The sequence below is a fragment of the Sinomonas sp. T428B genome (genome assembly GCF_056780155.1).
Window position 1 is genome coordinate 3545785 of sequence record NZ_JBRAZR010000001.1, and the last position, 13651, is coordinate 3559435.

The window sequence follows — 13651 nt, forward strand, 5'->3', positions numbered from 1 at the left end:
CCGGTCCCCCGACCCATAGCAAAAGGAGCAACACCCATGGCTGGACTGTCCCTCTCCAAGGGCGGCAACCTCTCCCTCACGAAGACCGACCCGGGGCTGACGAACGCGATCGTCGGCCTCGGCTGGGACCCGCGCACGACGACGGGCGACGCCTTCGACCTCGACGCCTCGGCCCTCATGCTGGGCGCCGACGGCAAGGTCCGCTCGGACGCGGACTTCATCTTCTACAACCAGAAGCAGTCGGCCGACGGGTCGGTCGCGCACCTCGGCGACAACCGCACGGGCGAGGGCGGCGGGGACGACGAGCAGATCCAGGTCCACCTCGCCAAGGTCCCCGCCGACGTCGAGCGGGTCGTCGTCGTCGTGAGCATCGACCAGGCCGAGGCGCGCCGGCAGAACTTCGGCATGGTCCGCGGCGCCTACTGCCGCATCCTCAACGCCGCCACCGACGCCGAGGTGGTCCGGTACGACCTGTCCGAGGATGCTGCCGCCGAGACGTGCATGATCTTCGCAGAGCTGTACCGGCACTCGGGCGAGTGGAAGTTCAAGGCCATCGGGCAGGGCTACGCGAGCGGCCTCGCGGGCGTGGCCTCCGACTTCGGCGTGAACCTCGGCTGAGGGTCACCTGACCCCCGCCGGACGTTAGACCACGAGCAAGGAGCACGCGATGTCCATCTCACTGACCCCTCCGGACCCGACCGAGACCCAGCAGGCCCTCGTCCTCCAGGCGCCCGAGCCCGCGCCGGTCGTCAAGGAGGAGGAGGCCCCGGGCATGGTCCCGGTCGCGGCCGAGCGCAAGAACGAGATCAGCAGCCAGGCCCGGGCGTTCGTCGCGGAGATCGCGGCGATGGACTCGCGCAGCCCCGAGTTCGCGCAGAAGGTCGAGGGCCTCAACCGGTTCGCGGGCAGGGAGATGGTCGCGTCCTCGGATGCGTCGAACCGGCTGCTCGAGCGATCGAGCACCTCATTCGCGAGCGCGAAGAAGACCGGCAACAGCGCCCAGATGCACGTCGCGGCCACGCTCGGGGACCTCCGCTCGACGGTCGAGGACCTCACCCCGAACCAGGCCGACCTGAGCGTGGGCCGGAAGATCCTCGGCGTGATCCCCGGCGGGAACAAGCTCGCGAAGTACTTCCAGCGCTACGAGTCCGCCCAGACCCAGCTGGACAAGATCATCAAGTCCCTCATGGCCGGCCAGGACGAGCTCATGAAGGACAACGCCTCGCTCGCGCAGGAGAAGACCAGGCTCTGGGAGACGATGCAGCAGCTCTCCGAGTACGCCGTCTTCGCGCAGGAGCTGGACGCGGCGACGGTCGAGAAGATCGACCAGGTCCGCGCCCAGGGCCAGGCCGAGCACGCGCAGCAGCTCGAGTCGGACGTCCTGTTCCCGGTGCGCCAGCGCCGCCAGGACATCCTCACCCAGCTTGCCGTCTCGGTGCAGGGCTACCTCGCGATCGACATGATCCGGAAGAACAACAACGAGCTCATCAAGGGGGTGGACCGGGCCCGCACGACGACGATCTCGGCCCTCCGCACGGCGGTGATCGTCGCACAGGCCCTGGCCAACCAGAAGCTCGTCCTCGACCAGATCGACGCGATCAACACGACGACGAACAACATGATCCTGCGGACCTCGGAGATGCTGAAGGACCAGACCGGACGCATCCACCAGCAGGCCACGACCTCGGGCGTCTCGGTGCAGACGCTCGAGAAGGCCTTCGCGAACATCTACGAGACCATGGACGCGATCGACACCTTCCGCTCACAGGCGGCCAAGAGCATGGAGGGCACGGTCCACGCCCTCGAGAGCGGCCTCGAGAAGTCCCGCCCCTACATCGAGCGGGTCCGCCGCCAGGAGGGCAACGCCTGAGGCCGGCCTACTCCTCGTCGTCCTCGTCGTCGTCATAGTCCTCGTCGCCGTACAGGGCGTCGTACACGGCGTCGAGGGCGGCGACGGGGACGGCGACCATGCCGTCGGAGGTGTCCACGAGGCCCAGCGCCTCGAGCTCGCGGATCCCTTCCAGCAGGGCCTCGCTCAGGCTGCGGAGCTTCTCCACTTCACCGGGGGCCAGCTCGACCTCGCCCGGGTCCGCCTCGGCATCCGAGGCGAGCGAGACGATGTCCTCAAGGGGGAACGGCTCCTGCTCGAGGGCGCGGGCCAGAACCGTGGTGAGCGTCTCATCGACGCTCATCCCGGTGTCCTCCCGGTCGACGTCCGAGAGGACGGAGACGACGAGCTCCGTGGCGAGGAACTGGGCCTCGAGCTGGCCGAGGCCGTCGGTCGAGCCGAGGTCGGCGGCCCCCTCGCCCGGGCGCACCATGCCGTCGTCGAGCACCACGAGCTCCGCGCCGGCCATCGCCTCCCACAGATGCCGCGCGCGGTCCTCGGACCCGATGCCCTCCACGGCCGCGGGGCGGAGCGACGCCGGGAGTCCGTTGTCGCCGACCTCGCGGCCGGTCCCGAGCCATTCGAGCAGGGCTTTCGCCTGCAGGACGAAGGGCGCCTGGGAGGCGAACGCGGCGGCCTCCTCCTCGGAGGGCTCCGGCAGATCGTCCCGCGGGGTCACGTCCACGATCCCGCCCAGCGCCTCGGCCTCGGCGTCGAGGGTCTCGGAGATATCGGCGAGGTCCTGGGCCGTGCCCTCCCAGCGGCCCGTCTCCTCGAGGAAGGTCAGCCAGTCGATGAGCGTCCCCACGACGTAGCGCTGGTCCTCGAGGGCGGCGTCCTCGTTCTCGGCCATGGACGCGACGTCGTCGAGGAAGGGCCGGAGGAAGCCGCGCACGTGCTCGGGGTCGAGGCGCAGGTTCGGGGCCCCATCTGAGAACGTCTGGGCCACCGTCATGAACCCCTTGACGACTCCGAGCTGCCCGGCGGCAAACGCCGCGACGTCGTCCTCACCCTGTGAAGCCCACGCGACGTACTCCGGCGTCAGGCCGTCGATCAGGAGGCTGACCCTCCGGTGTCGGCGGTCGACGGCGGATGGCGCCGTCGCGGTCTTCGGGCGGGTGTTCTTGGGCTTGCGCGTGCGGCTCTTCGGCATACTTCGAGCCTACGCCGTCAGAGGCTGCTCACGAGATCCTTGAGGACGTCCTTGATCCGGCTCGGGTCCGTCGCGTCGAAGAACTGGCCGCCCGACGCGGCGGCGATCCGGCGCAGCGCCTCGGTATCCGCTTGGTCGCCGTAGGCCAGCGTGAAGACCTTCACCTTCCGGCCCGCGGCCTGGTCCCGCCCGAGCTTCGCGACGGTCTCCTCGAGGGACCCCGGGCGCGTCGTGTCGTTCGTGCCGTCGCTCAGGAGGATGACCGCGTTGAGCGCGTCGGGCCGGTACCCCTCGGACACCGTGTCCACGGCCAGCCCCACGGCCTCGTAGAGCGGCGTGTAGTACAGCGGCTCGAGGCCCCGTACCTTTGCCGCGATCCGCTCCCGCATCGACTTGACGTTCGCGAGCGGCTGCACGACCCCGGGCTGGAGCGGCCCGCCCCTGTAGTTGGAGAAGCCGGCCACGCCCACCTGGTCCTCGTAGCCGAAGAGCCCGAGCGAGCCCTCGACGACGTCCTTCGCGGCCTCGATCTTGGTCACGCCGGGGGAGACCTCATCCCGCATCGAGCCGGAGACGTCGACGGCGAAGAGCACGCGGGCCGGCTTGCGGACCGACGCGAAGCCCTTCTGCAGGGCGGCGGCGAGCTCGCCCGAGAGCGGCCCGAGCAGCTTCGGCGCCGTCCCGAAGCGCCCGACTGCGGCGACCTCCGGGTCCGCCTCGCCCCGGATGTCCCGGTATCCCGCCGTGCGCACGGCGGACTGGCCCTGGGCGGTGCGGGCGAAGCGGACGAAGTCGTCGGCGGCGGAGCGCTGCGCGTCCCCGACCCAGGCGGCGCTGAGCACGAGTGCCGGCGACTCGGAGGTGAAGACGCCGTCGGACGGGTAGTACGGCGTGAGCGGGACGGCGGGCGGGGCCCCGTTCGCGGTGCCCGTCCCGTCAGGGCTTGTGATGCCGCGGTTGTACTCCCACACGGTCCTCTCGTCGGTGATGACGGCCGAGAGCGTGCCGGAGGCCGCCGCGACGTCCGGCGCGTCCCGGACGGAGTGCAGGAAGTGCCCGGGCGAGGTGAGGTAGCTGCTCGTCGAGAGCTCGCCGAGGCGCACCTGGGAGGCGACGAAGTCCGAGTCGAGGTCCGCCGTCGTGAGGCCCTCGACGTGACCGGCCGCCGAGCCGTAGGCGGACGCGAGCGCGAAGAGGCCCGCACTGGTCATGGCCGGGCTGCCCTTCGCGAGGCGGAAGTACCCCCATTCGGGGTGGCCCGCGCGCTCCCAGCCGCGAACCTCGGAGGCCGCCTCATAGACGTCTGCCCAGGCCGGGGGCTTCGCGTCCCAGCCCAGGGCCGCCGCCATGTCCGCGGGCATGGCCAGGGCCACGGCCGTCGTCGCGATGCCGACCCCCGATTCCGGCACGATCGACGCGCCCTGCGCGCCGGCAGTGCGGGCGAGGGCCGGCCATGCGGAGGAGTCCGGGATCCACAGCGCGGGCTGCTGATCGGCGGGGGTGCCAGCGAAGCCGCGAGCCGCGTCGTCGGCCGCGAGCCCCGATTTGCGGGCGGTGACAGCGACGTCCACGCATCGCCCGCCCGCGTTGCGCTCGCCTCCACGGTAGGCGGCGGCGACCGCCCGGACGGCGGCCTCGTTCTCCGGCGAGGCGAGGACGTTGAGCCGGGTGCACGGGCCGGCTCCCGGGCTCGACGGCGGGGCGTCGGGCTCGAGGGGCGGAGCGGCCTGGCCGGTGGTGAGCCGCGCGTTCGCCTGCGGGAGCCGGTTGACGGTGAGGGCCTCGTAGAGCGAGGGGAGCCAGAGCACGGCGCCCGCGGCCAGCGCGGCGACGGTCGCGAGGACGACGGCGGCGCGCGCCCACGGCAGCAGTGAGGCTCGGCGTCGGCGGCGTGCCGCTCGGCGGTTCGGTGGGGTGGAGCTTCGTCTGCCCATGCCCAGATGACCTTCCTGCTGGGGGCTCGGCTGGCCGGGTCCCCCACCCGGTACCCGTGGGACCGTACAGAGGTCAGGGAAACTACAGGTGAACAGATCCTTAATATTCGCGCCCTGTCCGGGGCGTCGCGTAGCAAGTTCCGCCGAAGGAGCCCCCTCTCGAACGCTGGTGTCCCAGAGCCGTATAATCGACAGTCGACAATAGGAGGCGGGAATGGACCCGATGTTCAAGTGGCAGTCCCAGAGGGCGACCACGCCTGACGGCGTCTACAGCGTGCTCCGGACTGCCATCCTCGACGGAACCGTTCCCTCGGGGGGACAGCTGCGGGAAACGCATATCGCCGCTGATCTCGGAATCAGCCGGTCGCCCCTCCGTGAGGCGATGACGAAGCTCGAGGAGGAGGGGCTGATCGTCAAAATCCCCTACCGCGGATCCTTCGTGGTGGAGGTGAGCGCCCAGGAGGTCGCCGAGATCGCCTCGGTGCGCGCGCTCGTCGAACCGCATGCCGCCGAACTCGCCGCCCCGGCGCTGCGTGGTCCGGAGCGGCCCAGACTGAAGCAGATCATTGAGGAACTGCACGCGGCCACCGAGAACAACGACATTCCAGCCAGCATCGACGCACACCTCCGCTTCCACAGGCTCTTCTACGACTTCTCGGGGCATGGCGTCCTGCAGTCCATGTGGAACAGCTGGGAGAACAAGCTGCGCCTGTACCTCGCGACCGACCACCGCTCCTACAGCGACCTGCACGACATTGCCGTCGAGCACGAGCGGCTGGCCACCGTAGCCCTCGAGGGCGACACCGAAGAGTTCCGCCAGGAACTGATCCGCCACTTCCAATCCGCGCTTCGGGCCCAGTAGGCCCAGCGTCCCGCGCGTGCGCGCCCTCCCCGATTCCGATCGCGGGATGAAGCCGGGAGGCAGAGACGGAAGGATCATTCTGCCCTCGGTGAGATATCGGACGCGGACGACGGCGATATTCCCCACATAGTGCCTGGCGGTGCGAGGCGCGCGCTGGCCTCCACCCGATGTGGACGGTCTTGAGAGTCATTCTGCCGTCTCCATCCGCCACAAGGGGCGCAGCCCAGTGCGGGGATGGGTTCTTCGGCTCAGATGCCATCGCCGTGGACTGCCGCTACCGCCTTTTCAGGAAGTCAGTGCGGCGAAGTTGCGGAGTTCGATGTTTCCGCCAGTGGCGATTGCAGCGATGTTTCCATGACCCAGTCGGTGGGTGTGCTCGAGGATGGCCGCTGCCGCAACGGCTCCGCTGGGTTCGACCACGAGCTTCCCGCCGTCCGCCAGCCATCGCATCGCTGAGATGATGGCCTCCTCGGAGACCGTGACCACGTCGTCGACCAAGGCTGTGATGTGAGCCCAGACCAGCTCGCCGACCGCGGCGGAACGGAGCCCGTCGGCGATCGTGCGTCCGGTCAGCTCTCGTGACCAGACAGTCCGCTTCCCGGAGGCGAAGCCCTCGGCCAGGTCCGCGGCGATCTCGGGTTCGACGGCGACCACCCGCGCGCCCGGTCGCTGGTTTTTGATTGCGGCGGCGACGCCGGCAATCAGTCCGCCGCCGCCGACGGGTACCAGAATCGTGTCGATGTCGGGGACCTGCTCAAGCAGCTCGAGTCCGACGGTGCCCTGCCCGGCGATGATGTGCGGATCGTCGAACGGGGGCACAACGGTCAGGCCGCGGACGTCGGCCAGGTGGTGGGCATGCGGCACGATCTCGTCCGGGGCCCGGAGCACTACCGTCGCGCCCAGCGCCCGGGTGACGTCGATCTTGTATTGGGGAGCCGTGTGGGGCATCACGACCGTCGCCGCGATGTCTGCCCTCCGAGCCGCATAGGCCAGGGCGCGGCCGTGGTTGCCGGCCGAATAGGTCACCACGCCCTGCACGCCCCCGGCTTCACCGAGCGCCGCCACGGCGTTGGCAGCCCCGCGGAGCTTGAATGAACCGGTCCGTTGAAGGGACTCAGCCTTCACCCACACCGAACCGGCCCCCGCCGGCTGGGGCAGCTGCAGTACCGGCGTCCGCAGGCACGTCGCGCCGATCCGCACCTGAGCCAGGTGAAGCTCACTCGGTGTGATGAGGTTCGCCTCCGCCGGGCCGGTGCTGTCCCCATCGCTCATCTGTAGGTCGGACCGCGGGGTATCCGGCATGAAATTCATTGCTGCTCCTGGAAGACGTTGGCTCATGTCGGGGACGGTGCGGGTCAGATGCCGAGCAGAGGGGGCAGCTCGGAGAGCAGATCGATCTTGGTGTAGGGGTAGGAGGGGGTCTCACGCTCATAGCCGCGGTTGACGAACACCGTGTTCTTGATGCCGAGGTCGTTGGCGACCATCAAGTCATAGCGGGGGCTTCCGGAGACGTGCAGAATGTCCTCCGGCCGGCAGTCGAGCTGCTTGAACATGTACTCGAACGCCTGGAAGCGCGGCTTGTAGGCCTGGGCGTCCTCAGCTGTGAGGACCGCGTGGATCGGCGCCTCGAGCTTCTCCACGTTGCGCATGACAGCGTTGTTGTCAGAGTTGGTCAGGAGGACCAAGGGGTAACGGGAGGCCAGGGTCCGCAGCGCCTCGGGCACCTCAGGCCAGGGCCCCCATGTCGGGATGGCGTCGGCAATGGCCTGGCTGTCCGACTTCCGATAGGGAAGGTCGAAGCGCTCCATGGTCTTGCGGAGCGAGTCATGGATCACTTCGGTCAGCGGCTTCCACGGGCCCAGGACCTCGTCCAGGCGCTGCCACTTGAAACTGGCGACGACCTCGTCCATCTGCTCAGCCGGCACAATGTCCGCCAGCAGCCTGCGGGTCAGGTCCACAATCTGCCAACGAATCAGCGTCCCGTGCATGTCAAAACTGATGTACTTCGGCTCGAAGTCGATCATCGGGTTCTCCTCTCGGGTGCGGCCGCACGTGCGGCCGGAAGGGGTCAGGTGGCGCGCGTCGGAGCCATGCTCCGTCGGGTGATGCGACCACGCAATCTGTACGAGGAGGCTACGTCGCGCCGTCCAGAGCGATCCAGAAGGAAAGCCACTACCTGAACAAACTCGTCTGATAGGCCTTCAGACTTGAACAGATCCGCTCAGCAGGGCCATCTGGGGTCGAAACCGTCCAACTGCGCCTTATGGCGCGTTCGGTATCATTGGGAGCGTTGCGCGTGGGTCGAGCTCGAGGAGGAAACCGTGACGAAGGTAGCCGTCGATGACATCGATCTGGCGCTGCTCGGCGCTCTCCAGGCCGATGCGCGGGCTCCCATCGCCGACTTGTGTAAGGCAGCGGGAGTGTCTCGAGGCACTGCCTATGCGCGTTTGGCCAATCTCCGCGACTCCGGCGTCATCCAGCGCCTCACGGTGTCTGTCGACCCCTATGGCGTTGGTCTGTCCCTCGCTGCAGTCATGCTCTTGCGGGCGAGCGGGGAGAAGTTCTGGCGGTGGTCGGACTTCGCATCCAAGTTTGACCAGATGCCTGAAGTGGAGTTCGCCGCAGACCTCGCGGGCGAGTTCGACATGATCGTGTTGGCCAGGTTCCGCGACGCTGACCACCTGCGCGCGTTCGTCGGGAACGATCTGCGCCGTGTCTCCGGCATCGCCGGAATCCGCACTTTCCTGGTGCTCAACGAGACGCCACGACGGTCGTGGCTGTTGCCGCGCCCGAAACGCTGACTCTCCCGCTTCACGCGAACTCCTTGGCTGAACCAACGTCGGTTCCCGGCCGAGTCCCACATGACAGTCGGGGTCTCCATAGGGAGAGGGGACATCAGCACCATTCAGCCTGACCGATGAGGCTTCGTCGAATGCCGCTGCCTTAGAAGAAACGATGGCGGGCTTCCCACCACAAGGAGCCCGCCATCAGTCGGGGAACAGACTAGCCTCGGGTGCATCAGCCAGACCGTGCTGCAACGATCCGTTGAATCCGCCCTGCTGGAGGCCTCCGGAGCGCGGGGCTTCTCCTGTCAGGAGCATTGACACCCTCTGAGGCACCGGAGTATCGTCGACAATCTACAGAGAGTTCGTCGACAATCGACAACTTGGTCCCACAGTTTCTCGGAGGCACCCCATGGCATTCGACACCCTGCCGAAGTTCGTCACGTTCGACATGAACGGGACGCTCATCAAGTTCGCGATCAACGACACGATGCGCGACGTCCTCGGCGACCGGCTCCCCGCGGAGGTCGCCGACGAGTACCTGCGGATCTGCAAGGCGTACCGGATCGACGAGTGCACGGGCGCGTACAAGCCCTTCCACCAGATCGTCCACGACTCCATGCAGCGCGCCTCGCGCTACGTCGGCATCGACTTCCGCCCCGACGAGGCCCGCGAGGTCTACGACCGGATCCCGACCTGGGGCCCCTACCCCGGCGTGACCGCGGCGCTGAACAAGCTCGCCGAGGCCGTGCCGCTGGTCATCATCACCAACAGCGACACCGCGATGGCCGAGAAGCTCGCGGCGAACCTCGAGGCCCCGTTCGAGGTCATCATCACGGCCGAGGAGATGCGCTGCTACAAGCCGCGCCTGGCCGCGTTCGAGTACATGTTCGACAAGCTCGGCGTGACCCCGGACGAGATCGTGCACGTCTCGGCGAGCCCGATGTACGACCTGCGTCCCGCGGCAATTATGGGCATCGAGAAGAAGGTCTACGTCGACCGCGGCTTCGAGCACGACGAGCACTGGCTCGGCTACGAGCGCATCACCGACATCGCCGAGCTCCCCGTCCTCTTCGGCCTGCCGCGTCCCGACGCCTCCTGAGCACCTGAGACGATGATCCGAAGCAAGGCGGTGACAGCATGACCCTGCCCCTCCCCCAGACCGTCAAGGGCGACACGGCCGCAGAAAGGCTCCAGGCCCTCGGCCTGGAACTGCCCGACCTCGACGGCAATGCCTACTTCGTCCACCACAACGCGGTGGGCGAGAGCATCCACATCTCGGGCCAGCTGCCGTTCAAGGACGGCGTGCTCCTGGGCCAGGGCATCGTCGGCCGGGACGTCGATCTGGAGACCGGCAAGGAGCTCGCGCGCCACGCCGCGCTCAACTGCCTCGCCGCCGCCGTCCAGGCGGTCGGGGACCTGGAGCGGGTCCGGATCGTGCAGATGCTCGTCTTTGTGGCAAGCCAGGCGGACTGGGGCCTGCAGTCTCAGGTCGCCAACGCGGCCAGCGAGCTGCTCATCGAGGTCCTGGGCGAGAACGGTCGGCACTCCCGCACCGCGATCGGCGTCGCCGGGCTCCCGCTCAACACCCCGGTAGAGATCCAGATGATCGTCACCGCGGTGTAGCGGCGAACCAACCATGAGGAGTAGAGCCGTGAACCGCCTTCAGCAGGCGCTCGACGCCCTGGTCGAGCGCATCGACACCCCGGCCCCGATCATCCTGGCCGACGTGCTGCAGGACAACATCGAGCGCATGCAGGCCTTCGCCGACCTGCGGGGCCTCCAGGTCCGGCCGCACGTCAAGACGCACAAGTGCGTCGAGATCGGCCGCCGCCAGGTCAACGCCGGTGCCGTGGGCATCACCGCGGGCAACGTGGGCGAGGCCGAGGTCTTTGCCGCCGCAGGGTTCGGCGACATCTTCATCGCCTACCCCGTCTGGGCCGCGGGGACCAAGGGCCCGAGGATCCGCAAGCTGGCCGAGACGATCCGCCTGCGGGTCGGCGTCGACAACCTCGCCGCCATCCACGCCCTCGCCGACGCGATGGGCGACGACGCCGGGCGGCTCGAGGTCGTGGTCGAGGTCGACTGCGGCGCCCGCCGGTCGGGGGCACCTGCGGAGGCGGCAGGCGAGCTCGCCGCCGCGGCCCGCAGCCGCGGCCTAGTCCCGGCGGGGGTGTTCACCTACCCGGGCCACGGCAGCGCCGGCCCCGACGCCCGCGAGCGTGCGGCACAGGACCAGGAGGCCGCCCTCATCGCCGCGGTGCGCAGCCTCGAGGCCGTGGGCATCACTCCGGAGGTGGTCAGCGCCGGCTCCACGCCCACCGTGGAGTTCGCCACCAACAGCGTGATCACCGAGATCCGCCCCGGCGAATACGTGTTCAACGACCTCAACAACGCGCGCCTCGGCGCCTGCACGCAGGACCAGATCGCGCTGTTCGTGGCCGGCACGGTGGTCAGCGACTGGGTTCCGGACCAGGTCATCCTCGACATCGGCACCAAGGTGCTCGGCCGCGAGGGCAGCCCTGAGCGCGGGTTCGGCGGTATCGCCGGCACCAGCGCCGTGCTGTCCAAGCTCAACGAGTACCACGGGTTCCTCCCGCTGCCCGCGGGCTTCCGCCCGAGCGTGGGCACCGTGCTCCCGGTCGTGCCGAACCACGTCTGCCCGGTCGTGGTGAATTTCGAGGAGTACATCGTCACCGACAGCTTGGGCACCTCGCTCGAGCGCTGGCCCGTCGACGCCCGCGGATTCCTCAACTGAGAAGGCCGGGGCGGGTTTCCCCCGCCCCGGCCTTCATGCCTTGTTCTACCCCGTTCCACCCCTGAAGAAAGGGTCGTCATGAGACTCGAGAAGGTCACCGCCCTGGTCACGGGCGCCAACAGTGGCATCGGCCAGGCCGTGTGCTCGCACTTCCGCCGCGAGGGCGCCCGGCTGCTGCTCACCGGGCGCAAGGAGCAGATCGACAGCGCCCAGCCCGAGGGCGTGTACGTCCCCGGGGACCTCAACGACGAGGCCTTCGTCGAGCGCCTGGCCCGCGAGGCCGCAGAGGCCTTCGGCACGATCGACACCGTCGTGCTCAACCACGGCCTCCAGGTCAGCGGCCCGCTGACCGAGATGTCCTACGAGGACGCGAAGAACACGCTGCACAGCAACCTGCTCAGCTCGTTCCTCGTGATGAAGCACTTCGCGCCCCTCATGCCGGCGACGGGCGGCTCGTTCGTCCTCGTCAGCTCCCGTCTCGGCATGGTCGGCAAGCCCGAGGAGGTCCTGTACTCCGCGGCCAAGGGCGGGCTCATCATGCTCGCCAAGGGCGCCGCGATCGAGTGGGCGCCGAAGAACATCCGCGTCAACGTCGTCGCCCCCGGCCTGACCGCGACCCCAATCATCGAGGCCTCCTTCCAGCGCAGGGCCGACCCTGAGGCCACCCGCCGCGAGCGCGAGGCCTCGATCCCGCTCCAGCGCCTCGCCACCCCCGAGGAGGTCGCCGACGCGGTGCTCTTCCTCGCCTCCTCCGAGTCCTCCTACATCACCGGGGCCACCCTCCCCGTCGACGGCGGCTATACCGCCTTCTAGCACCGGCCACTACGCCATACACAGAGAAAGACACATCATGACAGCCCTCGCGGCAACACCCCGCAATGGAGAGCTCGGCTTCTGGATGACCGGGCAGGCAGACAAGCGGCCGTCGTTCCCCCGCTTCACCGGCCAGGATTCCGTCGACGTCGCCATCGTCGGCGGCGGCTACACCGGGCTGTGGGCGGCGTACTTCGCCAAGAAGCTCGAGCCGTCGCTCTCGGTCGCGGTCTTCGAGGCCGAGCAGGTCGGCTACGGCGCCTCAGGCCGCAACGGTGGCTGGCTCTCGGCCATGCCTGCGGGAAACCGCGCCAGGTTCGCCCGTGCCTCCGAGGGCGGGATCGAAGCAAGCCGGGCACTGCAGCGCGAATTCGTCCACGGCGTCGACGCTGTCCTGGACATCCTCAGGGCCGAGGGCATCGACGCAGACCAGGACAAGGGTGGGGCGCTCGTCGCGGCCCACACCGAGGCAGGGCTGGGTCGGCTTGTCGCGAGGCGTGAGGCTGATCTCAAGTACGGCCTGACCGAGGACGAGAGCCAGCTGCTCGGCCGGGACGAGTTCCAGAGCCAGATCAACATCTCCACGGTCCATGGGGGGCTCTTCTACAAGCACTGCGCCCGCATTCACCCCGCGAAGCTCGTGTACGGCCTCGCCGACACCCTGACGTCCATGGGTGTCCAGATCTACGAGGGCAGCCGAGTGGACAGTGTCGAGGGCAAGACCCTGACCCTGGCCAACGGACGCGTCTGGGCGGCCAAGACGTTCATCTGCACCGAGGGCTACTCGGGACCGCTGCTGGGCAAGCGGACCCTGATCCCGATCAACTCCTCGATGATCATCACCAAGCCCCTCTCGGACGAGGCCTGGGAGCAGATCGGCTGGAACGGTGCCAAGTGCCTCAACGACTCGGCGCACACGTTCATCTACTCGCAGCGGACGGCGGACGGCCGCATCGCCATGGGGGGCCGCGGTGTCCCCTACCGCTTCGGCTCAGGCACGGGCGGCGACGGCGCAACCGCTCAGTCCACGATCGACCTCATCCTGCACAAGCTCAGCACCTTCTTCCCGGGCATCCCCTTCGAGGCTGAGCACGCCTGGTCGGGCGTCCTGGGCGTCACGCGCGACTGGAACGGCGGCGTGCACTGGGATCCGGCCTCCGGGATCGGAACGTCCACCGGTTACGCGGGCCACGGCGTCACGGCAGCCTACCTCGGCGGCAGGACCCTCGCGGAGCTCGCGTTTGAGAAGGAGACCGAGCGGACCAGCCTTCCCTGGGTCGGCTACCGCTCGAAGAAGTGGGAGCCGGAGCCGATCCGCTGGCTCGGCGTCCACGCCATGTACCGGCTCTTCGGCATCGCGGACCAGTGGGAAGAGCGCAGGGGCTCCAGCAAGACCTCTCTCCTGGCCAAGTTCGGCAGCCGTCTCGCCGGCCTTCACGAGTAAAGGGAGACTGGACACC

General features: G+C 68.7%; 13 protein-coding genes. 9 read left to right on the forward strand and 4 right to left on the reverse strand.

What is annotated here, in order from left to right; translation table 11 throughout:
• The first annotated feature begins 36 nt into the window (after positions 1-36).
• Together ACUYMY_RS16395 and ACUYMY_RS16400 are read left to right on the forward strand one after the other, a co-directional pair.
• The gene (locus tag ACUYMY_RS16395) at positions 37-618 is read left to right on the forward strand and encodes a TerD family protein (protein WP_481704584.1); all 582 of its coding nucleotides are present in this window, start codon (positions 37-39) and stop codon (positions 616-618) included.
• Between the two features lie 49 nt (positions 619-667).
• Positions 668-1870: a toxic anion resistance protein gene (locus tag ACUYMY_RS16400; RefSeq protein ID WP_481704585.1), complete on the forward strand. Its 1203-nt coding sequence runs from the start codon at positions 668-670 to the stop codon at positions 1868-1870.
• 7 nt (positions 1871-1877) lie between these two features.
• Here the strand turns inward: ACUYMY_RS16400 and ACUYMY_RS16405 are convergent, their stop codons facing one another.
• Together ACUYMY_RS16405 and ACUYMY_RS16410 are read right to left on the reverse strand one after the other, a co-directional pair.
• Positions 1878-3041 (reverse strand): hypothetical protein, encoded by a 1164-nt coding sequence (locus ACUYMY_RS16405; protein WP_481704586.1) that lies wholly within the window; start codon positions 3039-3041, stop codon positions 1878-1880.
• 17 nt (positions 3042-3058) lie between these two features.
• Positions 3059-4975, reverse strand: coding sequence for a vWA domain-containing protein (locus ACUYMY_RS16410; protein ID WP_481704587.1), 1917 nt, complete (start codon positions 4973-4975; stop codon positions 3059-3061).
• Positions 4976-5189: 214 nt separating this feature from the next.
• On the opposite strand from ACUYMY_RS16410, the gene ACUYMY_RS16415 reads away from it, so the two are divergent.
• On the forward strand, positions 5190-5837 hold the full coding sequence (locus ACUYMY_RS16415) for a GntR family transcriptional regulator (protein ID WP_481704588.1): 648 nt from the start codon (positions 5190-5192) through the stop codon (positions 5835-5837).
• Positions 5838-6122: 285 nt separating this feature from the next.
• Here ACUYMY_RS16415 and ACUYMY_RS16420 read toward each other — a convergent pair whose 3' ends face one another.
• Together ACUYMY_RS16420 and ACUYMY_RS16425 are read right to left on the reverse strand one after the other, a co-directional pair.
• Complete coding sequence (locus ACUYMY_RS16420) at positions 6123-7148, reverse strand: threonine ammonia-lyase (protein WP_481704589.1); 1026 nt, start codon at positions 7146-7148, stop codon at positions 6123-6125.
• Between the two features lie 44 nt (positions 7149-7192).
• Positions 7193-7861 carry a haloacid dehalogenase type II gene (locus tag ACUYMY_RS16425; protein ID WP_481704590.1) on the reverse strand — a complete coding sequence of 223 codons (669 nt, stop codon included), beginning with the start codon at positions 7859-7861 and terminating at the stop codon, positions 7193-7195.
• Between the two features lie 297 nt (positions 7862-8158).
• Between ACUYMY_RS16425 and ACUYMY_RS16430 the strand changes: the two genes are divergently transcribed.
• The 6 genes from ACUYMY_RS16430 (at position 8159) to ACUYMY_RS16455 (ending at position 13635) form a co-directional block, all read left to right on the forward strand.
• Positions 8159-8638: an Lrp/AsnC family transcriptional regulator gene (locus tag ACUYMY_RS16430; RefSeq protein ID WP_481704591.1), complete on the forward strand. Its 480-nt coding sequence runs from the start codon at positions 8159-8161 to the stop codon at positions 8636-8638.
• Positions 8639-9032: 394 nt separating this feature from the next.
• Positions 9033-9722: a haloacid dehalogenase type II gene (locus ACUYMY_RS16435; RefSeq protein WP_481704592.1), complete on the forward strand. Its 690-nt coding sequence runs from the start codon at positions 9033-9035 to the stop codon at positions 9720-9722.
• 38 nt (positions 9723-9760) lie between these two features.
• Positions 9761-10246 (forward strand): RidA family protein, encoded by a 486-nt coding sequence (locus tag ACUYMY_RS16440; protein ID WP_481704593.1) that lies wholly within the window; start codon positions 9761-9763, stop codon positions 10244-10246.
• A 28-nt stretch (positions 10247-10274) separates the two neighbouring features.
• The gene (locus tag ACUYMY_RS16445) at positions 10275-11378 is read left to right on the forward strand and encodes an alanine racemase (protein WP_481704594.1); all 1104 of its coding nucleotides are present in this window, start codon (positions 10275-10277) and stop codon (positions 11376-11378) included.
• Between the two features lie 78 nt (positions 11379-11456).
• Complete coding sequence (locus tag ACUYMY_RS16450; RefSeq protein WP_481704595.1) at positions 11457-12191, forward strand: SDR family NAD(P)-dependent oxidoreductase; 735 nt, start codon at positions 11457-11459, stop codon at positions 12189-12191.
• 37 nt (positions 12192-12228) lie between these two features.
• Positions 12229-13635: an NAD(P)/FAD-dependent oxidoreductase gene (locus tag ACUYMY_RS16455; protein WP_481704596.1), complete on the forward strand. Its 1407-nt coding sequence runs from the start codon at positions 12229-12231 to the stop codon at positions 13633-13635.
• Positions 13636-13651: the final 16 nt, after the last annotated feature.